19 protein-coding genes and 1 pseudogene are annotated in these 24,126 nt (G+C 66.4%); 11 read left to right on the top strand and 9 right to left on the bottom strand.

Annotated features, from left to right (window positions below; all coding sequences use genetic code 11):
• Positions 1 to 99 precede the first annotated feature (99 nt).
• Together P3L18_RS14280 and P3L18_RS14275 are read right to left on the bottom strand one after the other, a co-directional pair.
• Positions 100 to 798, bottom strand: coding sequence for a GntR family transcriptional regulator (locus P3L18_RS14280; protein ID WP_276114409.1), 699 nt, complete (start codon positions 796 to 798; stop codon positions 100 to 102).
• Complete coding sequence (locus tag P3L18_RS14275) at positions 782 to 1,357, bottom strand: HD family phosphohydrolase (protein WP_276114408.1); 576 nt, start codon at positions 1,355 to 1,357, stop codon at positions 782 to 784. Before P3L18_RS14275 ends, P3L18_RS14280 begins: the two co-directional genes overlap by 17 nt.
• Before the next feature lie 125 nt (positions 1,358 to 1,482).
• Here P3L18_RS14275 and P3L18_RS14270 point away from each other — a divergent pair, with 125 nt between their 5' ends.
• The 6 genes from P3L18_RS14270 to P3L18_RS14245 all read left to right on the top strand — a co-directional run bounded on the left by P3L18_RS14270 (position 1,483) and on the right by P3L18_RS14245 (position 8,076).
• A complete protein-coding gene (locus P3L18_RS14270) occupies positions 1,483 to 2,526 on the top strand; it encodes a 2-aminoethylphosphonate ABC transporter substrate-binding protein (protein ID WP_276114407.1) in 1,044 nt (347 codons plus the stop codon).
• A 1-nt stretch (position 2,527) separates the two neighbouring features.
• On the top strand, positions 2,528 to 3,712 hold the full coding sequence (locus tag P3L18_RS14265; RefSeq protein ID WP_276114406.1) for an ABC transporter ATP-binding protein: 1,185 nt from the start codon (positions 2,528 to 2,530) through the stop codon (positions 3,710 to 3,712).
• Positions 3,709 to 4,593 (top strand): 2-aminoethylphosphonate ABC transporter permease subunit, encoded by an 885-nt coding sequence (locus P3L18_RS14260; protein WP_211543985.1) that lies wholly within the window; start codon positions 3,709 to 3,711, stop codon positions 4,591 to 4,593. Before P3L18_RS14265 ends, P3L18_RS14260 begins: the two co-directional genes overlap by 4 nt.
• Positions 4,594 to 4,596: 3 nt before the next feature.
• The gene (locus P3L18_RS14255) at positions 4,597 to 5,394 is read left to right on the top strand and encodes an ABC transporter permease subunit (RefSeq protein ID WP_271354004.1); all 798 of its coding nucleotides are present in this window, start codon (positions 4,597 to 4,599) and stop codon (positions 5,392 to 5,394) included.
• An 88-nt stretch (positions 5,395 to 5,482) separates the two neighbouring features.
• Positions 5,483 to 7,114: an L-glutamate gamma-semialdehyde dehydrogenase gene (gene pruA / locus P3L18_RS14250; protein WP_276114405.1), complete on the top strand. Its 1,632-nt coding sequence runs from the start codon at positions 5,483 to 5,485 to the stop codon at positions 7,112 to 7,114.
• The gene (locus P3L18_RS14245) at positions 7,114 to 8,076 is read left to right on the top strand and encodes a proline dehydrogenase family protein (protein ID WP_276114404.1); all 963 of its coding nucleotides are present in this window, start codon (positions 7,114 to 7,116) and stop codon (positions 8,074 to 8,076) included. Before pruA ends, P3L18_RS14245 begins: the two co-directional genes overlap by 1 nt.
• Positions 8,077 to 8,091: 15 nt before the next feature.
• Here the strand turns inward: P3L18_RS14245 and P3L18_RS14240 are convergent, their stop codons facing one another.
• From P3L18_RS14240 to P3L18_RS14215, 6 genes are all read right to left on the bottom strand, one after another.
• The gene (locus tag P3L18_RS14240; RefSeq protein WP_276114403.1) at positions 8,092 to 8,634 is read right to left on the bottom strand and encodes a molybdenum cofactor biosysynthesis protein; all 543 of its coding nucleotides are present in this window, start codon (positions 8,632 to 8,634) and stop codon (positions 8,092 to 8,094) included.
• A 31-nt stretch (positions 8,635 to 8,665) separates the two neighbouring features.
• Entirely contained in the window at positions 8,666 to 10,249 is a 1,584-nt protein-coding gene (locus tag P3L18_RS14235; RefSeq protein WP_276114402.1) for an ATP-binding protein, read from the bottom strand.
• A 45-nt stretch (positions 10,250 to 10,294) separates the two neighbouring features.
• Complete coding sequence (gene catA / locus P3L18_RS14230; RefSeq protein ID WP_276114401.1) at positions 10,295 to 11,170, bottom strand: catechol 1,2-dioxygenase; 876 nt, start codon at positions 11,168 to 11,170, stop codon at positions 10,295 to 10,297.
• Between the two features lie 73 nt (positions 11,171 to 11,243).
• Positions 11,244 to 11,528, bottom strand: a complete 285-nt coding sequence (catC, locus tag P3L18_RS14225; protein ID WP_006368274.1) for a muconolactone Delta-isomerase — start codon at positions 11,526 to 11,528, stop codon at positions 11,244 to 11,246.
• Between the two features lie 9 nt (positions 11,529 to 11,537).
• Positions 11,538 to 12,641 (bottom strand): enolase C-terminal domain-like protein, encoded by a 1,104-nt coding sequence (locus P3L18_RS14220; RefSeq protein WP_276114400.1) that lies wholly within the window; start codon positions 12,639 to 12,641, stop codon positions 11,538 to 11,540.
• Complete coding sequence (locus P3L18_RS14215) at positions 12,638 to 13,561, bottom strand: LysR substrate-binding domain-containing protein (protein WP_006368272.1); 924 nt, start codon at positions 13,559 to 13,561, stop codon at positions 12,638 to 12,640. Before P3L18_RS14215 ends, P3L18_RS14220 begins: the two co-directional genes overlap by 4 nt.
• Positions 13,562 to 13,795: 234 nt before the next feature.
• On the opposite strand from P3L18_RS14215, the gene benA reads away from it, so the two are divergent.
• The 5 genes and pseudogenes from benA to P3L18_RS14190 all read left to right on the top strand — a co-directional run bounded on the left by benA (position 13,796) and on the right by P3L18_RS14190 (position 23,445).
• On the top strand, positions 13,796 to 15,220 hold the full coding sequence (gene benA, locus P3L18_RS14210; protein ID WP_276114399.1) for a benzoate 1,2-dioxygenase large subunit: 1,425 nt from the start codon (positions 13,796 to 13,798) through the stop codon (positions 15,218 to 15,220).
• A gap of 50 nt (positions 15,221 to 15,270) precedes the next feature.
• Positions 15,271 to 15,828: a benzoate 1,2-dioxygenase small subunit gene (gene benB / locus P3L18_RS14205; protein WP_276114398.1), complete on the top strand. Its 558-nt coding sequence runs from the start codon at positions 15,271 to 15,273 to the stop codon at positions 15,826 to 15,828.
• A 16-nt stretch (positions 15,829 to 15,844) separates the two neighbouring features.
• Positions 15,845 to 18,613 (top strand): benzoate 1,2-dioxygenase electron transfer component BenC, encoded by a 2,769-nt coding sequence (benC, locus tag P3L18_RS14200; RefSeq protein ID WP_276114397.1) that lies wholly within the window; start codon positions 15,845 to 15,847, stop codon positions 18,611 to 18,613.
• A gap of 451 nt (positions 18,614 to 19,064) precedes the next feature.
• A pseudogene (locus P3L18_RS14195) lies at positions 19,065 to 20,694 on the top strand (HNH endonuclease).
• Between the two features lie 228 nt (positions 20,695 to 20,922).
• A complete protein-coding gene (locus P3L18_RS14190; RefSeq protein ID WP_276114396.1) occupies positions 20,923 to 23,445 on the top strand; it encodes a LuxR C-terminal-related transcriptional regulator in 2,523 nt (840 codons plus the stop codon).
• Here the strand turns inward: P3L18_RS14190 and P3L18_RS14185 are convergent.
• Positions 23,391 to 24,089: a CoA transferase subunit B gene (locus tag P3L18_RS14185; RefSeq protein ID WP_006368266.1), complete on the bottom strand. Its 699-nt coding sequence runs from the start codon at positions 24,087 to 24,089 to the stop codon at positions 23,391 to 23,393. The genes P3L18_RS14190 and P3L18_RS14185 overlap by 55 nt on opposite strands.
• Positions 24,090 to 24,126 lie beyond the last annotated feature (37 nt).

The following is a 24,126-nucleotide window of genomic DNA, read 5'->3' as shown; positions in this document are numbered from 1 at the left end:
TTCCCATCCGATGGTCGAGGTGCCGAGGAGCGCCAGCGACGAGCCTCGAGACCCCGCTCGCCGAGCATTGTCCGCACCACCGGAGGAAAGCGCGGCGCGCTACTCCCGCAGGACCGCTTCGAAGGCGATGCGGTCGCCGCGGTAGAGGGAACGGACCTTTTCGATCGGGCGGCCGTCGGAGTCGAGAGATCGCCTGTGCAACAGGATCATCGGCATGGACGTCGTGGTTTCGAGGAGCGCCGCCTCGCGAGGAGAGGCGAGCGCCGTCTCGATCCGTTCGTGGGCGGATGCGAACTCGACGCCTGTCGCACGGACTGCCGCGTAGAGAGAGGTGGCGGGATCAAAGGTGGTCAAGAAGTCGCCGAAGCGATCGACGGGCAGATAGGTGATCTCGAGGCCGAGTTTCGCTCCGTCCGCAAGCAATACACGTTCGAGGTGCAGCACGCGCGAGCCTGGGGGCAATTGGAGGTCATCACAAAGGGCGTCGTCGGCATCAACCTCGATGAACTGCACCAGATCTCGACTCGGAGTCCGCCCGTGCTTCTTCGCGCCCTCGGTGTAGGACTGCAATGACAACGGCTGCACCAACTTCGGAGCCGACACGACGGTGCCACGACCGCGCCGCGCGATCCGCCCCTCGACGAGCAGATCATGCAGGGCTTGTCGGACGGTCTCGCGTGCAACGGCGAACTCCTCGGCGAGCGCGCGCTCGGCCGGCACCGGATCACCCTCTTCGAGGCCGGCGAGCTTCTCCTCCAGTCCGGTGCGCACCTGGTAGTACTTAGGAGTCTCGCGCACCGAGCGCCTCCTGCGTCGCCACTGCTCGTTCGGCGACCGATCCGGCGATACGACACAGTTCGTCGACGCTGATCGCCTGCGCACCAATAACTTTCGCCGCATCGTCGAATCGGCGGAGCCGTACCGCATCCGACCACCAGCGGTGGTCCGTCCACTCGATCCCGACGTCGCCTGCGCCGCCCTGATGCTCCAAGGAGTCAACGGATGTATCACTGAGCGACTCCGCATAGCCCGGTTCGGTCGCGGCCAGATGACGTTTGGCCGCCACGTGCGCGCCGGCCAGCCACGCCACCCGCTCGCCGAATCGTGGTGCCAACCACGCACATGCGGCGCGGTCGTGATGAGCATGGTCATCGATCAGCGGACTGTGCCCGATGTCGTGGAGCGCCGCGGCGAGCACAAGTTCGTCGTCTGCACCGTTGACCTGCGCCTGCCACGCGGCTTGCGTCGCATGCTCGAACTCGTCGACGGCGAGCTCGTCGTAGACACCGTGGAGCGAGTCGAGCAGGGCGGTCACCTCGGCGACGATCTCTGCTGGTGAAGTCATGCCCGCAAGCATACCGGGTTCGGTCTAGACCAAAAGTTAACCGAACGTTTTCCTGGCAGACCTTCTTTGGTCTAGACCAAACGGTGATGATGGTGGAGCACACGCCCCGATCGCAACTGTCCAGACCAGGAGCACCCATGCGAGTTCGACACCTCACCCGCGCCGTTGCAGTCGCCGCTGCAGCGGCCGCCCTCACGCTGACCGCCGCGTGCGGCGGCACCGGCACCCAGTCGTCGTCGGGCGCCACGACGCTCACCGTGTACAGCGCCGACGGCCTCGGCAGCTGGTACAAGAGCCAGTTCGCGGCGTATCAGAAGCAGACCGGCGTCGCCGTCAACGTCGTGGAAGCCGGCTCCGGCGAGGTGGTTTCGCGCGTCCAGAAGGAGCAGTCCAACCCGCAGGCGGACCTGCTGGTCACACTGCCGCCGTTCATCCAGCGCGCCGACGCCGACAAACTCCTGCAGTCCTCCGGCGTGCAGGATGCCGCGATCGCACAGGGCAACAATGCCGCCGACGGCAACTATGTCGCCATCGTCGACAACACGCTGAGCTTCATCGCCAACCCCTCCGCCCAGCCCGCACCGCGCACGTGGGATGACCTGCTTGCATCGCAGTACAAGGGCAAGATCCAGTACTCCACACCAGGACAGGCCGGCGACGGAACCGCGGTACTCCTGCTGTTGCAGCACCTGATGGGCAACCAGCAGGCCCTCGACTACCTCGCCAAACTCCAGACCAACAATGTCGGTCCGTCCAGCTCGACCGGCAAGCTGCAGCCCAAGGTCAGCAACGGAGAACTGTTGGTGGCCAACGGCGATGTGCAGATGAATCTCGCCTCCATCCGCGACGACGGCTCGAAGTTCTCCCTGTTCTTCCCGGCCATGCCCGACGGCACCCGCACCACCGTCTCGCTCCCCTACTTCGCCGGTGTCACCAAGGGTGCACCGCATGCGGAAGAGGCCAAGAAACTACTCGCCTACCTGGTCAGCAAGGACGTGCAGAACACCGTCGCCACCGACGCGCTGGGTATCCCGGTCCGCACCGACGTGACCGCACCGAACGGCCCCGACAGCCCCGTCGCGGCCATCAAGGGTGTCACCGTGTGGCGGCCCGATTGGAATGCGGTGCTCAGTACTCTCGACGCCGACGTCGCCGCCTACCAGAAGGCCACCAAGAACTGACATGAGCGACAACCCGATCCGCCGCTCGGCACTTGCCGGCCGCGCCACCGACACCGACACCGATGCCACGACAGCCGTCAAGGCACCCGACAGCATCGTGTTCAATCGTGTGTCGGTCACCTATGGCCGCGGCAAGAAGTCGACCGATGCACTCCGCGATTTCACCCTTCGGGCTCGGCGTGGCGAGACCATAGCGCTCCTCGGTCCGAGCGGTTCCGGCAAGTCCACGGCGCTCAAGGCGCTGGCGGGCTTCGTCCGGCCGAGCGCGGGTCAGGTCTTCCTCAACGGCGACGACATCACCGATCTACCGCCCGCCAAACGCGGCATCGGCGTGGTCGTCCAGTCCTACGCGCTGTTCCCGCACATGCGGGTCGCCGACAACGTCGCATTCGGGCTGAAGGCACGACGCCTGCCGCGCAAGGTCATTGCCGAACGCGTCGAGGAATCGCTGTCGATGGTCGCGATGGGCGAGTACGCCTCCCGGCTCCCCCGCGAGTTGTCCGGTGGCCAGCAGCAGCGCGTCGCGATCGCCCGTGCCCTGGCCATCCGGCCCGAGGTCCTGCTGCTCGACGAGCCGCTCGCCGCCCTTGATGCCGCATTGCGGTCGTCGATGGTCGTCGAGTTGCAGCACCTTCGGGATGCGTTGCCCGACACCACGATGCTCTACGTCACCCATGATCAGACCGAGGCGCTCGCACTGGCCGACCGAATCGGCGTCATGCGGGACGCGAGCCTGGTGGATCTGGGCACCGCCGACGAGTTGTGGTCGCGGCCACCAACCGATTTCACTGCCGGATTCCTCGGCGGCGCCAACCTCATCCCGTGCACCGTGGGTCGGGTCTCCGGCTCCACCGCGCTGGTGGAGGCGGGCGGAAAGATGTTCTCCACCAACGCACCCGAACCTGTCCAGCGGTGGGCACCGGGGTCGCCGGCGCTGATCTGCGTGCGGCCGCACGACGTCGAGGTGGCGCCGGCCGGCGCACACGGCTCGATGTGGGCGCGGGTGGACGGGTCGGTGTGGCGGGGCTCGACGACGCGCGTCAGCCTGGCCGTCGAAGGACTGCCCGATCAGCTCATCGACGCCGACGTCGTCGGTCACGTCGACTACGCACCGGGTTCGGTTGTCGGCGTGCGCTTCCCGGACCCCATCGGCGTCCTCGTCGCCTCCGAGGGCACCCCGCGATGAGCACCGGCGCACTACTCACCGACGACGCCACGTCCACGCCACCACCGCAACCGAACCGCCCCCTGCGATCACGCAGCGCGCTCTGGGTGTGGCCACCGCTCGTGATCGTGCTGATCATCGCGGTGTACCCACTCGTGCGGGTGCTGACCGAATCAGCGGGCGGCACCGGTGAAAGCACCTGGGGTGCAGTACTGTCCAGCGAGATCTTCCGGACCGCGCTCCTGCGGACCGCGCAGGTCGCCGTCGCCTCGACACTGGGGGCGCTGATCCTCGGTACCTTCCTGGCGATCGTCCTCGCCTTCGTGCCGTTCCCCGGCTCCACGATCGTGGCGCGACTCATCGACACCGTCCTCGCACTGCCGTCGTTTCTGATCACGTTGGCATTCACCTTTCTCTACGGCACGGCGGGTGCGGTGAACGCGCTCATCGCGGACGTCACCGGCAGCCGTCCGCTGAACTTCCTCGCCACGCCGTGGGGGGTGATCGCTGCGGAGATCACCTTTTTCACCCCGTTCGTCGTCCGGCCGCTGCTCGCGTCGTTCGCGACGCTGTCCACCGATCAACTCGATGTCGCCGCGAGTCTCGGGGCCTCCCCGTGGCGGGTGTTGCGCTCGGTCATCATGCCCGAGGCGTGGCCGGCGTTGATGGCCGGCGGCAGCCTGGTTCTCCTGTTGACGCTCAACGAGTTCGGCATCGTGTTGTTCACCGGCGCCAAGGACGTGATCACGCTGCCGGTACTGATCTACACCCGCGGCATCGTCACGTTCGATCTCGCCGGCGCCGCGGTGATCGCCACCGTCCAGGTGGCCCTGTCATTGGCCCTCTACGGCATCTACCGCCTCATCTTCGCCCGGATATCGGGCAAGCGGAAAGGACTGTGAGACATGCTGTTCTGGAGCCGTGGCGGCCGCGCCGCCGTATGGACGATCTTCGCCGTCGTAGTGCTGGTGGTGTTCGTCGCCCCCATCGCCACCGTGGTTCTCGCCGGATTCGCCGGGTCCTGGACCGGCCCACTGCCGTCCCATCTGGGTCTGACACACATGGGTGACGCACTCTCGGGCGAGAACGTCGCCTCGTTGTCGGTGAGCCTGCAGACCGCGATCATCGCCGGTGCCCTCGCCCTGATACTCGGCACCTGGGCGGCACTGGCGATCCGGGATTCCGCGGGACCGCTGCGCCGGATCACCGACGCCGTCTTCCATCTGCCGATCGCGGTGCCGTCGGTGGCGATCGGCCTGGGCCTGTTGATCAGTTTCAACTCGCGCCCGTTGCTGCTCGGGGGCACCAAGTGGATCGTCGTCGTCGCCCACACCGTACTGGTGCTGGCCTTTGCGTTCAGCGCGGTCTCGGCCGCTTTGGATAGGCTCGACCCGGCATATCGACAGGCCGCCGAATCGCTCGGCGCGTCACCGCTGCGGGTGCTGACCCGCGTCACCCTGCCGCTGCTCCTCCCCGCGCTCGGCGCGGCCGCAGGTCTCTCGGTGGCCCTGTCCATGGGTGAACTCGGTGCCACGGTGATGGTCTATCCGGCGACGTGGAAAACGCTGCCGGTCACCATCTTCGGGCTCTCCGACCGCGGCGATGTATTCTCCGCCGCCGCCTGCACGACCATCCTGCTGGTCACCACGATGCTCGCACTGGTCCTCCTCGGACGTATCCGGTCACGCGCCGTCGTCCGCTGACCCGCTTGTCCGATCAGCCAACTATCGACGTCGATGATTGGCTGATCGGACATATCGCAGGTGTCGCCGTCTTGGTGGACTGACGGGTATGGACGCGATCACCCTTCCCCCACGCCCGGCGAACGAGCCGGTTCACACCTATGCGCCGGACACTCCGGAACGTGCCCGCATCGTCGCGGAACTGCGCGCACAGTCACAGGCCGACCCCATCGACCTCCCCCACGTCATCGGCGGCCGTGCCCGGATGGGCGACGGCGACCGCATCGACGTCGTGCAACCGCACGCCCACGCCGAGGTGCTCGGCACCTTCACCAATGCCGGCCACGACGAGGCACGAGCGGCCGTCGATGCCGCTCTCGAGGCCGCCGACGCCTGGGCACACACCAGCTTCGACGATCGTGCCGCAGTGCTGCTGCGCGCCGCCGACCTGCTCTCGGGACCGTGGCGCGAACGGATCGCCGCGGCCACCATGCTCGGACAGTCGAAGACCGTGCAGCAGGCCGAGATCGACGCACCCTGCGAGCTCATCGACTTCTGGCGCTTCAACGTGGCCTTCGCCCGCGAGATCCTCGCCGAACAACCGATCTCCTCGCCGGGCGTCTGGAATCGCCTCGACCATCGCCCCCTCGACGGATTCGTCTACGCCATCACACCGTTCAACTTCACCGCCATCGCCGGCAACCTGCCCACCGCGCCGATGTTGATGGGCAACACGGTGGTGTGGAAGCCGTCACCGACACAGGCCTACGCCGCGCACCTGACCATGGAACTGCTGCGCGCCGCGGGAATGCCCGACGGGGTCGTCAACCTCGTCCACGGCGACGGCATCGCGGTCTCCGATGTCGCCCTTGCCGATCCACATCTCGCGGGCATCCACTTCACCGGGTCGACGGCGACATTCCAGCATCTGTGGCGCGAGGTCGGGGCGAATATCGACCGCTACCACAGCTATCCACGTCTCGTCGGTGAGACCGGCGGCAAGGACTTCATCGTCGCCCACCGCTCGGCCGACCCGGATGTGTTGCGCACCGCCCTGATCCGCGGCGCCTTCGAGTATCAGGGACAGAAGTGCTCGGCCGCCTCCCGCGCCTACATCCCGCGCTCGGTGTGGGATCGGATGGGCGACGACTTCCTCACCGAGGCCAACGAATTGACCTACGGCGACGTCCGCGACCTCGGCAACTTCGGAGGCGCCGTCATCGATCGGCGCGCCTTCGACAAGCACGTCGCGGCCATCGATCGCGCGAAGACCGTGCCCACGATGACGGTGGCCGCCGGTGGACACTGCGACGACTCGGAAGGCTACTTCGTCCGCCCGACCGTCCTGCTCGGCGACGACCCGACCGACGAGGCGTTCGCGACCGAGTACTTCGGCCCCATCCTCGCCGTGCACGTCTACCCCGACGCCGACTATCCGAACATCCTGCGGATGGTCGATTCGAGCGCGAAATATGCGCTGACCGGATCGATCATCGCCACCGACGTCGCCGCGGTCGCCACCGCATCGGATGTTCTGCGCAACGCCGCAGGCAACTTCTACATCAACGACAAGCCCACCGGTGCCGTCGTCGGCCAGCAACCGTTCGGTGGCGGCCGGGCCTCGGGCACCAACGACAAGGCCGGGTCGAAGGCCAATCTGATGCGCTGGAGTTCCACCCGCACCATCAAGGAGACCTTCGTGCCGCCCACCTCCTCCGCCTACCCCCACACGGAGCAGTGATGAGTACGGTCTTCGACGCGGTTCTGCGGCCGGTGATCATGAAAGCCGCTGCCAGCGAACGGATCAAGGAAGCATCGGTTCGGCTGCCGATCACCGAGCGCGTGGTGAACCGGTTCGTGCCGGGCGAGACCCTCGACGACGTACTCGCCGCGATCCGCGGATGCCTCGACGAGGGACTCTCGGTCACCATCGATCACCTCGGTGAGGACACCACCGACGAGAGCCAGGCGAGCGCCACCGTCGACGCCTATCTCGCACTCCTCCAGGCAATGTCGACGCAAGAAATGTCGCCGCTCGACGTCGAGCCCGGCAGGCTCGAGGTGTCGCTCAAGCTCACCGCGCTCGGCCAATCGCTGCCCCGACATGGCCGCAAGATCGCCGAGGAGAATGCGCACACGATCTGTGCCGCGGCGCGGCGGGCCGGGGTGCTGGTCACCGTCGACGCCGAGGACCACGGCACCGTCGACGAACGGTTGCAGATCGTCCGCTCGTTGCGCGGTGAATTCCCCGAACTCGGCACCGTCCTGCAGGCGTATCTGCGTCGCACCGAGGACGACTGCACCGAGTTCGCGGCCTCCGGCGCGCGAATCCGGTTGTGCAAGGGCGCCTACGCCGAGCCGGCGGCGGTCGCCTATCCCGACCGCTCCCAGATCGACGAGGCCTACCTGCGGTGTCTGCGAATCCTGATGAAGGGCAACGGGTATCCGATGGTCGCCAGCCACGACCCGACGATGATCGCAGCGGCCCGCCACCTTGCCGCCGAGGTCGGCCGCACCCCCGACAGCTGGGAACACCAGATGCTCTACGGGATTCGCGCCGATGAGCAGCGGCGTCTCGCCGCCCAGGGCGCGCGGGTGCGCGTCTACATCCCCTACGGCCAGGAATGGTACGGCTACTTCGTCCGGCGTCTCGCCGAGAAGCCTGCCAACCTCGGGTTCTTCCTGAGGGCGCTCGCGGGGTAACCACCGGCCCGCTACTCAGAGCGGCTGCGCGCGCCGGACCTGATCGGCGGCGCGGGCCGCGTCGAGGTCGACGTCTGCGGTGATCACCGCCGGTCCAACCCGGAGGACCCCCGAGGTCAGCGGCTGGGCGCGCAGTCCGCCGCGCCCGATGAGGGCCTTGCGCACGCCGTCGCCGACCATGGTGTCCATCCAGGAACACGGATGTGCCGGCCGGCCACCGCGGAGCCGGATGGGCCCGTCGCCGGTGTCGACCTCGAATTCGACGCCGCGTAGCGGATCGAGTTCGAGACCGCGCACGACGATGTTGCGCCGGGCCAGCACCGGGTCGGCGTCACCGGCCGCGGCCTGCCACGCCTCGATCGCGAGGAACGTCACCGCGGCCTCGGTGTGGGCGCGCACGCCGAAGAACCGGTCGCCGCGAATCCCTTTGTCGGCGACCACATCGACGTGATCGGGGGTGTGGGTCGCCACGTCGTCGGCGGGACCGTCCTTCGGCCGGCCGAAGTAGGCGTGTCGGGGTGACACGACCAGCGACTCGATCTCGACGTCATACCGCACCCCACCCAGCGTAGGCGCACCGAGGTATGCGCTACCGCCGATCCTCCGGCGGGATGTAATGCAACCCGCGGAACACCGCGCTGCCGGCGAACACCGAGGCATCGAGATCGACCCCGCGATGTCTGGCCATCCGTAACGCGAGTCGCAACAGCATCTTGATGTCGCGCGGGGTGATGTCGGGGAAGCCGCCGACGAGGTCGTCGAGTAGATCCTCCCCGAGGATGACGTCGTTGCCCGCGGCGAGGATCTGCCACACCTGGCGGGCGTCCTTGGGTCCGGGTGGCTGGTATTCGATGACCGCGGCACACCGGGCGAGGATCGCCTCGTCGACGCCGTCGATCCGGTTGGTGGTGAGGAACAGCAATCCGTCGAAGTACTCGAGGGTGCGCAGGAACTCGGCGACGATCGCGTTCTGCGACAAGTCCATTCCGCGTTCCATGACGAAGACGTCGGCCTCGTCGAGCAGCAACACCGCATCCCACCGCTTGGCGCGGTCGAAGATCACCTCGAGATTCTTGCGCACCAATTCCGGTGTCACACCCAGTGATCCGGAGTGGATCGAGTACAGCGGACGTGCGGTGACCTCGGCGTACACCTCGGCGGTCAGCGTCTTGCCGACGCCGGGGCGTCCCTTCGCCAGGATCACGTTGCCCGCCGATTTCCCGTCGATGATGTCGCCGGTGAACACCGAGATGTCGGTGGTGAGGATGTTGAGGAGTTCTCGCTGATCGTCGGGCAGCACCAGCTTGTCCTGCAGATGCGCATCGTAGGCGTAGTCGACGAGGTCGCCGGTGTTGACGTCGAGGAAATCCTGTGCGCCCAAATCGAACACGCGCACCGCGGTGATCACCGGGACCGGCCCGTACTCATCGGGGCCGAACAGGATCGACGGCGCCACCATGCGCAGCGCCGCGATCTCGCTCGGTGCGACGTCGTGGACCACCTTGCGGTTCCCCCGCTTGTTGGGCGCCCGGTAGTCATCGGTGCGGATCACCCGGCCGGTGTAGCGGTACTGTTTACCGAACCCGTCGTCGATGATCCGCTGATACTGCTCACGGCGAGTCTGATACTCCACCTTGAGTTCCGGGGTTTCCTTGTAGGCGCCGCCGGCGGCCAGGACGTCACCGGGGGTCTTGCCGACCACCTCGGTCTCCTCGAAGTAGAGCACCTTCGGTTTGCGCGACGGACGCTTCACCGTGGCGTTGTCGGCCTCCATGGTGAACTTGATCCGCGGACCGTGGGTGCGGTCGGCGTGTTCCAGAGTCAGGTCCATGACGAGATAGGGATGCAGATATCCATCGGATTCACGGACGTAGAGCCAACCGTCGATGAGGTCGTGGCGCAGGAAGGTTCGGAAGATCTCGGTCGCCGCGTCGATGTGCGGGATGCGCGGAAAGCTACCGGCGCGGGCCGAGATGATCGCGGTGACCGCCCTGGCGAAGGAGTCCTCGCCCGCACCACCGGCGGTGTCGACGAGATCGGCGAGCGCCGCGTCGGTGAGATCGCGGTCGGTGATCCCGATCTCGGCCGAACGCCACGAACCCGCTTGTGCGCGTACCGCGGTGAGGTCCGGTGACGAGGTGGCCGCGACAACGGCGGTGGGTGCGACGAGCACGGTGGACTCCTTCGCTTCTGGTGAGGTCGGTCTTATTTCCTGCGATCAGGACTGCGGATCGAGGACGAAATCGTATTCGGTGATGTAGCCCTCGCCGTTCGGGTTGTCCTTGACGTCGAGCATCAGTTCGGGCTTGACCGCCGAGGCGATGTCGTCGCCGTTGTGCGGGTCGCCGGGGAAGTACAGCTGCGAGGTGATGAGCTGATGGCCGGGCGCGCTGACCTTGAAGTGCAGGTGAGCCGGACGCCAGGCGTGCCAGCCGGCGGCGGCGATGAGCTGGCCGCACGCGCCGTCGGTGGGGATCATGTACGGCGCCGGACGCAGCGTGTGAATCTCGAAACGCCCGTCCTCGTTGGCGATCCAGGTGCCACGCAGGTTCCACTCGGGCAGGCCCGGGGCAAACTGCGAGTAGAAACCGAGATCATCGGCGTGCCACAGCTCCAGGCGCGCACCGGCGAGCGGGGCGCCGTCGACGGCGCGCACCTGCCCGGCGAACACCAGCGGATCACCGGGCTCGTCGTCGCGCATGGGAATGGTTCCATTCCACGGCAACTCGGGTGATCCCTCGATGTAGTAGGGGCCCTCGATGGTGCCCTTGCTGCCCTCGCGGTGCTCGTTGGCGACCTCTTCCACCGAGTGCTCGAGCCACACATCGAGGAACAGCGGCCACTCACCGTCGGTGCCGACCTTGATCAGCCACGCCTTGAGCGCGTTGTACTCCTCGTAGGACACCTTGTCCTCGAGGACGATGTCGTTGAGTCCCTTGATCACCTTGCTGGCAAGGTAATTCACACGTGCGGTGTCGATGACGCCGGAGCGGCCGCCCGCGGTGGCCATGCGCTCGGCGAAACGCGCCGACGCGTTCGCGCCGGATTCGGCGGCCTTGGCGTTGACCTCGGTGTCGAAGCTGGTGTCGGTCATGATGCGTACTCCTTGTTGATGGGGCTGGATTGATGGGGCTGGATGATGTTGGGCTTGTTGGGCTTACGGGTGATCAACCCGCGTTGATGTCAGAGGGGTGGGTGGCCAGCGGGGTCACCGAGATGTCCATGTAGGCGAAGAGCGGGAGTCCGGACAAGATCGTGTGCAACTCGTCGTGGTCGGCCACGTCGAAGATCGAGTAGTTGGAGTACTCGCCGACGATCCGCCAGATGTGCGGCCACTTGCCCGACCGTTGCAGCTCTTGTGAATACGCCTTTTCACGCGCCACGGTGTCGGCCCGCACCTCGGGGTCGAGATCGTGGGGGATGTTGACGTCCATCCGGACGTGATAGAGCATGCGCGTCTCCTATCGGTCGACTCGGTAGCGGGCGAGTTTGTCGGGGTCGATCTCGATGCCGATGCCGGCGTTCGGGCTGGTGTGCAGGTAGCCGTCCCGGATCTGCAGGGGTTCGGCGAGCAGGTCGTCGCTCATGTCGAGGAAGTTCGACAGTTCGCCGGCGTAGCGGGAGGTCAGTTCGTGGGCCGCGCCGAACGCCAAGGTGCAGGCGGTGCCGACCTGACCGTCGATCTGATTGCCCATCACCACGTCGATGCCGAGTCCCTCGGCAAGGTGATGTACCCGCCGTGACCACGTGAAGCCGGTGCGGGCGGTCTTGATGCTGATCGCGGTGGCCGAGCCGCCGAGGATCTCGCGGGTGACGTCGGCGGCGGTGGGCACCGACTCGTCGGCGATGACCGGGACGTCGAGGTGCTCGACGAGCCAGCGCCGGCCGACGACATCGTCGGCGGGGCACAGTTCCTCGGCGAAGAGCAGATCGAGGTCGGCCATGTCCTTCATGGCGCGCAACGACTCCGACGACGACCAGCCGCGGTTGCCGTCGACGTAGAGTTCGATCTCGTCGCCGAATCGCTCACGCAATGCGCGGACGACTGCGGTGTCGAGGCCGATCGGCCGGCGCCCGACCTTGACCTTGAAGGTCGCGATCCCGTAGTTCTCGCGCATCTTCTCCGCCTCGGCGACCATGGTGGCCGGCTCGTCGAAGCCGAGCATGTGACTGACCCGCAGGCGATCGGTGTAGCGGCCGAGCAGGTCGGTCACCGGCATCTGCAGGGTCTTGCCCAATGCGTCCCAGATCGCCATGTCCACAGCGGCTTTCGCGGTGGGATTGCCGATGGTCCGGTTGAGACGGGCGACCATCATCTCGCGGTCGAGCAGCGTGAGCCCGGCCAGTTGCGGGGCGAACACGGTCTCGATGACGGCGACGATCCCGCGCTGGGTCTCGCCGTAGGTGAACGGACGCGGGGGCGCCTCGGCGACACCGATGATTCCGTCGTCGGTGTGGACGCGAACCAGGACGTGCTCGGCGACGGACACCTCGCCGGAGGCGAACCGCAGGGGTTTGCGGTAGGGAATGGCGAACGGAATCGCCTCGATCTCGATGATTTTCACAGTTTCTCTCCCAGCGGGGCGGACGAGGGAAGCACGGCGGACAGGTCGAAGGCGTTGCTGATCACCCGGGCCACCGATTCGACGACCGGGTTGGTCTCACCGGCGTTCCAGGCCAGGGCGACCTCGGTGCTGCCGGCGTCGGCGAGATCGCGGATCACCAAGCCCTCCATGGGAAGTGCGCGGACCGAGGCCGGCAGCACCGCGACTCCGAGACCCGCCGCGACCAGCGCGAGCAGGACCGGGGTGCCCGACGCCTCATGCGCACGTTGCGGCACGAAACCGGCTCGACGGCAGGCGCGCAGCGTCGCGTCGTTGACCGCGGAATCACGGCTGTCGTACATGACGAACGGCTCGTTGCGCAGATCGGTGGTGGCGATGACGGGTTCGACGGCGAGGCGGTGATCGGCGGAGACCACCAGGACCACCGACTCGACGTCGATGGTGCGCAGTTCGATACCGTCACCGACCACCGGTGGGCGCAACACACCGAGGTCGATCTCGCCCGACTGCAGCGCCGCGCACTGCATCGGGGTGAGCATGTCGGAGGAGATCTGCAACTCCACGTCCGGCAGGGCCTGCTTGACCGCGCGCGCGATCCGCGGCAGGTGTGAGAAGGCGGCGATGCCGGTCAGTCCCAGACGCACCAGTCCGCTGCGTCCGGCCGCGATGCGCCGTACGCCTTCCATGGCCGCATCGACGTCGTCGAGGATGCGCGCGGCCTCGCCCTGCAGGTACTCCCCTGCCGGGGTCAGCGCGACCTGGCGTGTGGTGCGGGCGAAGAGGGTGACATCGAGTTCGGATTCGAGCTGGCGGATCGCATACGACAGCGCCGGCTGGGCGACGTGCAGCAATGCGGCCGCCTGCCCGAAGTGGCAGGTCTCGGCGACGGCGGCGAAATAGCGGAGATGACGGAGCTCCATGTCGTCCTCCTTCCCTGTCTCGAGTGAACGAACCTGATCAATCGGGCGTATGTGATCGACACCACGTATCAATCACGGTAGATCCGCGATCCATACGAGACAAGGACACGTATTCCGTCGATTGAGAGGACTTGTTTATCAATCAGATGCCTGGTCAGGACTCGGGTTAATGCCGGTGTGATGGGTGACACGTGCTGCGAGAGTCGAAGCACAGCCCACATCCAGGAGGTAGCCATGACCGTCACCGATCGGCCCGACCACTCGACCCCCGAGGCGTACTCGAGCGTCGTTCCCGCGGCACCGTCGGAGCACGTCCGCTCGGTACTGTCCGAGGCCGTCATCGACGATCGCGACGCCGGCATCTACCGGGCGAACCGACGCATCTTCACCGACGAGGAGATCTTCGAGCTCGAGATGCGCCACATCTTCGAGGGCAACTGGATCTATCTGGCCCACGAGAGCCAGGTCGCCAACCCCGGCGACTACTTCACCACCTACATCGGCCGCCAACCGGTGATGATCACCCGCGGCAAGGACGGCGAGCTGCACTGCCTGATCAACGCGTGCGCACACCGCGGGGCGATGATCTGCCGCCGCAAGACCGACAACCGGATGACGCTGACGTGCCCGTTTCACGGGTGGACCTTCCGCAACGACGGGACCCTGCTCAAGGTGAAGGATCCCGACGACGCCGGCTACCCGGACACGTTCAACGTCAACGGTTCTCACAATCTGACCAAGGTGGCGAAGTTCGGCAACTATCGCGGTTTCCTGTTCGGCAGCCTCAATCCCGACGTGCTGCCGCTCGAGGAGCATCTCGGCGACACCCGCACCGTCATCGACATGCTCGTCGATCAGTCACCCGAGGGCCTCGAGGTGCTGCGCGGCTCGTCGACCTACACCTACGACGGCAACTGGAAGGTGCAGGCGGAGAACGGCGCCGACGGCTATCACGTGACGGCGACCCACTGGAACTACGCGGCGACGACCTCACGGCGCAACACCGGCGAATCCAAGAACGACACCAAGGCCCTCGACGCCGGCGGTTGGGGCAAGTCCGGTGGCGGGTACTGGTCGTTCCCGCACGGACACCTGTGCCTGTGGACGTGGGCGGCCAACCCGCAGGACCGTCCGCTGTGGGACAAGATGGATGACCTCAAGGCGAAGTTCGGCGACGCCAAGGGCGAATTCATGGTGAAGGGGTCACGCAATCTGTGCCTGTACCCGAATATGTATCTGATGGACCAGTTCTCGACGCAGATCCGCCACTTCCGGCCGATCGCGCCGGACAAGACCGAGGTGACGATCTACTGCATCGCACCCAAGGGTGAGAGCGATACCGCCCGCGCGCATCGTATCCGTCAGTACGAGGACTTCTTCAATGCCTCCGGCATGGCGACCCCGGACGACCTCGAGGAGTTCCGCTCCTGCCAGTTGACCTTCCGCGCCACTGCCGCCCCGTGGAACGACATGAGCCGCGGTGCGCAACACTGGCTCTCGGGCCCCGACCCGGTGGCGCAGAGCCTGGGCATGACCGAGATCGTCTCGGCGGGAAAGAAGAACGAGGACGAAGGGCTCTATCCCGTCCAGCACGGCTACTGGCTGGAGACCATGCGTGCCGCCGTCGCCGAAGAAGAGGCCGCCACGCGTCAGGCGTGAGCGACGAGCCGACCTCCCAGCCCACTTTCGTTCGCAGAAGGCAGATCCCAATGACCACCGAATCCCTGTCCACCCCGTCGCCATCCACCCCCTCGCCATCCACCCAGGCCGGCACCACGCTGATCACCCAGAACATGATCGAGCAGTTCCTCTACCGCGAGGCCCGCTACCTCGACGACCGCGAGTTCGAGAAGTGGCTCGAGTGCTACGCCGACGACGTCGTCTACTGGATGCCTGCGTGGGACGACGATGACCGTCTGGTGGAGAACCCGCAGCGCGACATCTCACTCATCTACTACGCCAACAAGGGTGGCCTCGAAGATCGGGTGTTCCGGATTCGCACCGAGCGGTCCTCGGCCACCTCGCTTCCCGAGCCGCGCACCAGTCACAACATCAGCAACGTCGAGGTCATCGAGCGGCGCGGCGATCTCGTCGACGTCCGATTCAATTGGCATACCATGTATTTCCGGTATCACACGGTCGACCCGTACTACGGCACCTCGTTCTACACCATCGACTTCTCCGGGGAGTCGCCGCTGATCCGTCGGAAGACCGTCGTACTCAAGAACGATTACATCCACCACGTGGTGGACGTCTACCACTTCTGAGAAGGCCGGTGCCACCATGACTCTCACCACTGACCAACCGACGTCGGCGAGTCCCCCGACCGGCGCTCAGGCTCCCACCCACCAGGTGGCGCTGACCTTCGAGGACGGTGTGACCCGGTTCGTCACCTGCCGCGAGGATCAGACCGTCGCCGACGCCTCCTACCGTCAGCGGATCAACATCCCACTCGACTGTCGCGACGGGGCCTGCGGAACCTGCAAGGCATTCTGCGAATCCGGCGAGTACGACGGCGGCACCTACATCGACGACGCGCTATCGGCGGCCGAGAGCGCGGACGGCTATGCGCTGCCGTGCTGCATGAAGCCACAGTCCGATCTCGTCCTGCAGATCGCCGCGACCTCCGACATCGCCAAAACTGCCGCGGGCGATTTCACCGGCACCATCATCAGCCTCGAACGGCTGTCGGAATCGACGATGCGCGTGGGGATCGAGATCGGTAACCGTGGCGATCTCGCATTCCTGCCGGGGCAGTATGTCAACATCGCCGTACCGGGCACCGAGGCACTCGACGCCGATGGCAACGGGACCGGTCAGCCGCTGCGGCGGTCCTATTCGTTCGCCAACGGGCCACACGAGGAACGGCTGATCTTCATGGTGAAGCTCACGCCGGGCGGCGCGATGTCGGACTATCTGACCGATCGGGCGCAGCGTGGCGACGAGATCAGCTTCACCGGGCCGCACGGCTCGTTCTTCCTGCGTGAGGCCACCCGGCCGGTACTTCTCCTGGCCGGCGGCACCGGTCTCGCCCCGATCCTGTCGATGCTGCGAAAGATGCACGACGACAACAGCGCCCGCAAGGTGCATCTCATCTACGGCGTCTCCACCGACACCGATCTGGTTGCGCTCGACGAGATCGAGTACTTCGCGCGGGAGCTGTCGGGATTCACCTGGGACCATTGTGTTTCCAACCCGAACAGCTCGGCGGTGAACAAGGGTTATGTGATGACCCTGATCCGGCCCGAGCATCTCTACGACGGGGATGTCGCGATCTACCTGTGTGGACCGCCGCCGATGGTCGAGTCCGTACGCGCCCATGTGGCCGACGCGGGTATCGAGCCGGTCGGCTTCTACTACGAGAAGTTCGCGCTTGCCGTACCCGCAGCCGCGACGCAGGGTACCTCCATCGGTGACGGCGGTGACTCTGCGACGCAAGAGATCTCGACGATCACGCCGGTCATCGACGAGGACCCGGTGATCCCGGCCCGCGACGCCCGTGGCATCGCCGGGCAACAGGTGCTGGCACCGTGCGACATCCGCCCTCACGGGCAACGCGCCACCGCACTCGACGACGACGGTGCCATCGCGCGTATCGCCGGCCAGCAGGTGTGGAGTGCGCACGGCGCCGGCGTCGATCTCGACCCGGATGGCGGCGACCTACTCGCCGCGAGCGAGGCTCGGGGCATCGCCGGGCAGACGGTCTTCGCGGAGGCCGATACCGCGGCTGTTGTCGAGACGGAACCCGTCGTCGAGACCGTGCCGACCGTCACCGAGCAGGGCTACGAAATCGGCGAGGAACACCCGGGTATCCACGAATCCGATGCGCTGTTCGAGGCGCGCGCAGCGCTCGAACTCGGTGCGCTGGAGCTGACTCTCGGCAGGATGACCAGCCGCCAGTTGGCCGGCTACCGGCTGCTCGCCGAGGCGACACTGCCCTACGTCAAGGGTGATTCGTTCGTCGATGCCGCCGAATACACCGAGACCAACGCCGCCTTCCACGATTACCTGTTCGGGCTCACCGGCAACGATCACCTGCTCGCCGCCTACCAGGCGCTCGGCGTCAAGGGCCGGATGGGTGAGGTGCTGCGCAATGCGACGTGGTGTCATCCGTTGTGCGCGCAGGACCACATCGACATCGTCGAGGCGTTCGCGTCGGGCAACCGCGACCGGGCCCGCGGATTGATCTCCGCACATGCCGAGCGGTCCAAGCAGACGATGCGACGTGCCATGGCCGACGAGATGGCCTCGCGGCGGCCACGTTTCATCACCCCGGGTCGTTTCGCCGGCAAAGTGGTGATCGTGACCGGAGCCGCGCAGGGTATCGGCGCGCACACCGCGCGGCGCATCGGCGCCGAAGGTGGTCGGGTCGTGTGTGCTGATCGCTCGGAATTCGTCAACGAAATCGTCTCCGACGTCACCGACCTCGGCGGCCAGGCCGTCAAAAGCATCGCCGATCTCGAAACCTATGACGGCGCAGCATCTGTCGTCGCCACCGCGATCGAGACATACGGCCGGGTCGATGTGTTGATCAACAACGTGGGCGGTGCGATCAACTTCAAACCGTTCGTCGAGTTCACCGACGAACAGATCCGCGCCGAGATCGATCGGTCCCTGATGACGACGCTCTACGCGTGCCGTGCCGTTCTACCCTCGATGGTGGCCCACGGATCGGGTGTGATCGTCAACGTGTCGTCGGCGGCGACCCGCGGCATCCATCGCATCCCGTACTCGGCAGCCAAAGGCGGCATCAACGCGATCACCGCGTCGCTGGCAATGGAGTACGCCGACAACGGCATTCGTGTGGTGGCCACCGCTCCTGGCGGCACGGAGGCCCCGCCGCGGCGGGTCTCCCGTGGCACGCCCACCCCGCACAGCGAGACACAGCAACAGTGGTTCGACGCGCACATCGAGCAAACAGTGTCCTCGTCGCTGCTGAAACGGTACGGCACCCTCGACGAGCAGGCCGCCGCCATCTGCTTCCTCGCCTCCGACGAAGCCTCCTACATCACCGGATCGGTCCTACCGGTCGCCGGCGGAGATCAGGGGTAGCCCCGCCGGGTCGAGATCTCCCCCGGGTCATCGATCCCTTCCACCCTCCGGCGTTTATCCTTCCCCCGGTGGTCGAGGTGCGAGCCTCGAGACCGCCTGCGCCGGTGCTGGTTCGGTTCGACGGGTAGTGCGGAAACTGATCGGTGAGAGGGGTCTCGAGGCTCGTCGCTATCGCTCCTCGGCACCTCGACCACCGGAAAGGATCCCCCGGTGGTCGAGGTGCGAGCCGCGTGCGGCGAGCCTCGAGACCCGGCGAGATGACAAGCATCGCAACCACATCCACTACCCACTCGACGCAACAGAGCGCCCGGTCGACGTAATTCGACGCCCGGTCGATGAGTAGCAATAGTTGTCCACAGATTTCTCCAGCCTGGCGATCATCGCGCCGGTTTTGTCGGTACCACTTCGTACACTTGTTCTCATCACGTCCGATCGCGGGAGGGGGTATCTGATGTCGACCACGTTGACGTTCACCGATCCGGATGCCGACGCCGCCGCAATCACGTCGATGTCGCGGGACGAGCTCATCGAGACCGGCCCGGATCTGCTGCGCGAGTCCCGCAAGTACGAGGCCCGGACGGTCCTGGCAGCCGCCGCATTGGCAGAGCAGGTGTATCGCGAGCATCTGGCCGGGCGGTCCGAGACCGGTGTGTGGGGGTCGGTGGTCGAGCATGCCGAGAGACTCGGCCGCGCCGAAGTGTCGTTGCAGTTCAAGGTCTCTCGCAGCAAAGCCGGGAGTTGGATAGCCCTGGCGGAGCTGTTGGAGAAGTTCCCGCTCATCCGTGCCGCCTATTTGAACGGGGAGCTCTCGACGAATCGGGCCTCGATCATGGCGCGCGCTGCACAGCGTGGCGCCGACCCTGACACCGAGACCGACAGCGACAGCGACAGCGACAGCGACAGCGACAGCGACAGCGACAGCATCGATACCGGTGACGAGTCCGGGATGTCGTTCGAGGAGATCGTCCTGGACTACGGATCCCGCGCCACCACCGACCCAGTGCTATCGCAACAACTCGACGCCGCGTTGATTTCGATGAACCCCGACAGCGTTATCGAGGACCGCGACACCATCACCGACCTGGTGGGAAACGTCACCATCACCCCCGACGTTGCCGGGCACTCCGCTCTCGACGCGGTCGTCCCCGCCCATTACGGGGTATTCCTCACCACCCAGATCGAGGCGCTGATCGATGAACGCACCTGCCGCAAGGACCCCCGCCGCGTGGGGTCGCTGCGGGGTGATCGCCCTCGGGGAGATCACCGGTGTGCCGGGAGCGCACCTCGACTGCGAATGCGGACAAGATGACTGCCCAAAACGAGGAGGCGGCACCGACAGCAACGGGTCGGCCGAGACACCCGCTGACGCCGAGGACGCGGCAGCGTGGGACGACCTGCTACCCGAACCCGCCGATGCCGACGCTCCCGCAGTCGAGTTGGTGGAGTTGGTCGAGCCGGTCGTCGAACCCGAGATCCCCGACCCCATGGATGAGCCGACCTGTGATGAGGTGCCGGTCGCGTTCGGGCGGGCCCTGGTGGTGCCCGGCGCACCCGTACTGACGGTGTTGAAGGACCCGGACGGGATTCTCGTGCCTCGGTTACAGGGATACGGGCCGATCGATCCCGACTACGCCACCACCCTCGCCGAGATAGCGAGAACCATCCACTACCCCGAATCCGTACGTGCGGCTGGACCACTCATCCCGCAGATCTCCGACCGACCGCAAGCCTCACCGGCGGATCCCACCGGACACGGCGGTCACACCGTGCCACCACCTGGGGCATTGACCTATGCACCCAGCGCCACCTTGCGCGCTGAGGTGCTGGCCAACGACCCCTGGTGCCGATACCCCTACTGCGGCATGCCGTCACACCTGTGCGACCTCGACCACTGGCGGCCGTTCAACCATGCCGACCCCGAGGCCGGAGGCTGGACGGTGCTCGGTGACCTGATCCCGTTGTGTCGGGCTGATCATCAGCGCAAGCATCTCGCCGAGTGGGTGCCGACGCTCTACACCGATCGGCGGGTGCAGTGGCGGAACCGACGGACGGGGCAGGTGATTGTCACGTATCCGCGGTGACGGCCGCTTTTGCTGTGGGATGGAACCAGCTACGGCTCAACGGGTCTCGAGGCTCCTCGCTGGCGCTCGTCGCACCTCGACCACCAGAAAATGGGCGCACCTCGACCACCCAGGGGGGAAGGTCCTCGACCATCGGGGGGGAAGGGCGGCCCGGTAGTCGGGGAAGGGTGCCAAGGCCCCTGGGTGAAACACCCGCTCCTCCGGAAGGGACGCAACTAGGATGTGGGGATGATCATCGAGGCCGGTTGTATCGGTCGTGATCGCGAGGTCGGCGAGATCCTCGAGCGCGCAGCTCAGCTGACACAGACGTCCTACCTCCTGGTCACCGGCGCGGCCGGCATCGGCAAGAGCACGCTGCTGCGTCGCGTCGCGCAACTCGCTGCGCAACAGGACCTGTCGATTCGCACGATCGACGACGCCGACAATCTCGACGCAACGGAACTCACCGAGGTCATCGGTGAGAATGACGATGCGCACCTCGTCCTTCTCACCGCCACGCATGAAACGCCGGCACTGATGTCATTCCTGCCCGATGTGATGCCACTCGCCGGGCTGGATCGCGACGCGGTGGCCGCCCTGGCGACGGCCCGCGCACGCGTGGTTCATCCGACGGTTGTCGACACGCTCACCCACCACACCGGAGGCAATCCGCGCGACATTCTGAGTCTGCTGGACGAACTGCCGGGGCGGGCCTGGTCACAGGCGGGCATCGCACTTCCCGCGCCCGGATACATCGTCAACTCGGTCCGCGAAGAACTCGAGGCATGCCCCACGCCCGCCCGCCGACTCATCGAAGCCCTATGCATTCTCCACGAGAACGAGTCCCTGGGCGTGGCAATCGAATTGGCAGATATCACCGATCCGCTGGGCGCACTCGACGACGCCCTGCGCACCGGGCTCGTCCAGGCTCCGGCCGCTCTGGTACCGGCCGACGCGCATCCCCGGGTCGCCGGACCGCTGATACAGGCCGCAGTGCTCGAGGTGATGGGAATCCGTCGTGTCGGCGAGATGCACCGCCGCGCAGCCGATCTGGTGACCGATCCGGTGCACAGGCTCAATCATCGTGTCGCCGCCACCCCGGTGCCAGACGCCGCGCTCGCCGACGAACTCGACGCGCTCGCCCAGTCCCGCGCCACCGACGGCGAGTGGGCAGCGGCCGCCGAACTCTATCGACAAGCCGGTCGTCTGACCTCGGATCGGCTTCGCAGTGACCAACGCACCACCCTGTCGGTGGATGCATTGCTGGCCGCAGGTGACTGTGTGAGCGCGGCGTCGTATGTGCCGATCGTGGAGAGCCTGCGAGAGACCGCGCTGCGCAACGCCACCCTGGCATATCTCGCCATCCTGCGTGGCCGGTCTGCTGAAGCGCACCTCCGACTCGAACGCGCTTGGGGAATAGTCAGTTTCGAGCGCGAACCCGACGTTGCTGCACTGATCGCGCAGCGCTTCGTCCTGCACAATCTCGTTCGCTGCCGCGGGGACGAACTCGTCGACTGGGCCGATCGGGCCATCGAGATGGCCGGCGACAACTCCCCCGCCGGAATCGAGGCCGCGGTCATCCGCGGTCTCGGACAGGCGTGGTCGGGAGATACGACCGGCGCCGTCGCCTCGTACACCGACCTCGCCGAACGCGTGCGTTTCGGACCTCAGGCGCAGCGCGTCTCCATGGGCCGCGGCTGGCTCGAACTCGGCATCGACGACATCGGCAGCGCCCGAAGCCATCTGGAGACCGCGGTCTCCATGGCCGCTCTCGGCGGCTCCAACCGGATCTCTCTCTGGTCGTTGGCGTGGCTCGCTCGCGTCGAGTTCCTCACGGGCGATTGGGACACCGCGCTCGTCACCGTGGAGCGGGGGCGCGAACTCGCCGACCGCGGGGGCATCGAGCTGGCCACACCCCTGCTGAACTGGACTGCGGCGCAGATTCATTCGCTCCGCGGAGACTGGTCATCCGCCCACGACGCGGCCGACCGGGCGGCGGCACCGGCGGGCGACTACGAGATCATGCGGATACCGATGCTGCTCGCTCGAGCGCAACTCGCCGAGGCCGCTGCCGATTACGGCAAGGTGATCCGCACGCTCGAACCCTTGCGGCAGATGGCCAAAGACACCCCCGCTCTCGTCGAGCCCGGATGGTGGCCGTGGGTCGACGTCCTCGCCAACGCGCTCGTCGTCGACGGCCGGCTCGACGAGGCCGACGCCCTGCTCACACCGTTCGAGAAACGTACCGCGGCGCGCGGCCATCGATCGGCGGCAGCAAGACTCGGCTATGCCCGGGCCCGGCTCCTCGGTTCCACCGGCGACATCCACGGCGCTCGAAAGACATTCGAGCGGTCACTGGAGCTGTTGGAGGGCCTGCCGCTGCGTTACGACCTTGCGCGCGTGAACTTCGCCTACGGCCAGACGCTACGACGTGCAGGCAAACGCCGAGCCGCCGACACCGTCATGGCCACCGCGCGCGAGATCTACCATTCCCTCGGTGCGACAACGTATGTCGAGCGGTGTGATCGGGAGCTGAAGGCGGGCGGGGTGCACACCGGCCATGCCGGCGCCTCCCACCGCACCGAGCGTGACGTCACCGACCTGACCCCTCAGGAAGAGGCCGTCGCGACCCTCGTCGCGCGCGGACTGTCGAACCGGGAAGTGGCTGCCGAACTGTACATTTCACCCAAGACCGTGCAGTACCACCTCACCCGCATCTACGCCAAGCTCGGGCTGCGGTCGAGGTCGGAGTTGGCGGCGTCGCGATCCTGACCATTGAGGTCGGTTTTGTCGACGACGGTCGCACCGGTCTTCGCCTCCACATCGGAGAACTCCACCCCCGGGGCCAATTCGACGACGTCGAATCCCGTTCCGGTGACGTCGAAGACACCGAGATCGGTGATCACCCTGCTCACCACGGCCTTGCCAGTCAGCGGCAACGAACACTCCGCGACGAGCTTCGGGTCACCCTTCTTGCTGACGTGCTCCATCAGCACGATGACCTGTCCGGCGCCGTTGACAAGATCCATGGCACCGCCGATGCCCTTGACCATGGCCCCGGGCACCATCCAGTTGGCCAGATCACCGTTCGCCGACACCTGCATGCCACCGAGGACCGCGACGTCGACGTGACCGCCGCGGATCATCGAGAAGCTGGTGGCGGAATCGAAATACGACGCGCCGGGCAGCACCGACACGGTTTGCTTGCCCGCGTTGATGAGATCGGGATCGACCTCGTCGTCGTACGGGAACGGCCCCACCCCGAGGATGCCGTTCTCGGCGTGCAGCACGATGTCGGAATCGGCGGGCATGTGATCGGGGATGAGCGTCGGCAGCCCGATCCCCAGATTGACGTAGTCGCCGGGACGCAACTCACGTGCCGCGCGGGCAGCCATCTCGGTGCGGGTCCAGGTCATGGTGTTCTCCTCGGAAAGTGTTGGGTGACAGTCGATC

The organism is Gordonia sp. N1V, from assembly GCF_029269935.1.
In the GTDB taxonomy this organism is placed as follows: domain Bacteria; phylum Actinomycetota; class Actinomycetes; order Mycobacteriales; family Mycobacteriaceae; genus Gordonia; species Gordonia polyisoprenivorans.
Note: the sequence above shows the minus strand (reverse complement) of the source record. Positions and strands in the feature narration are given on the sequence as shown.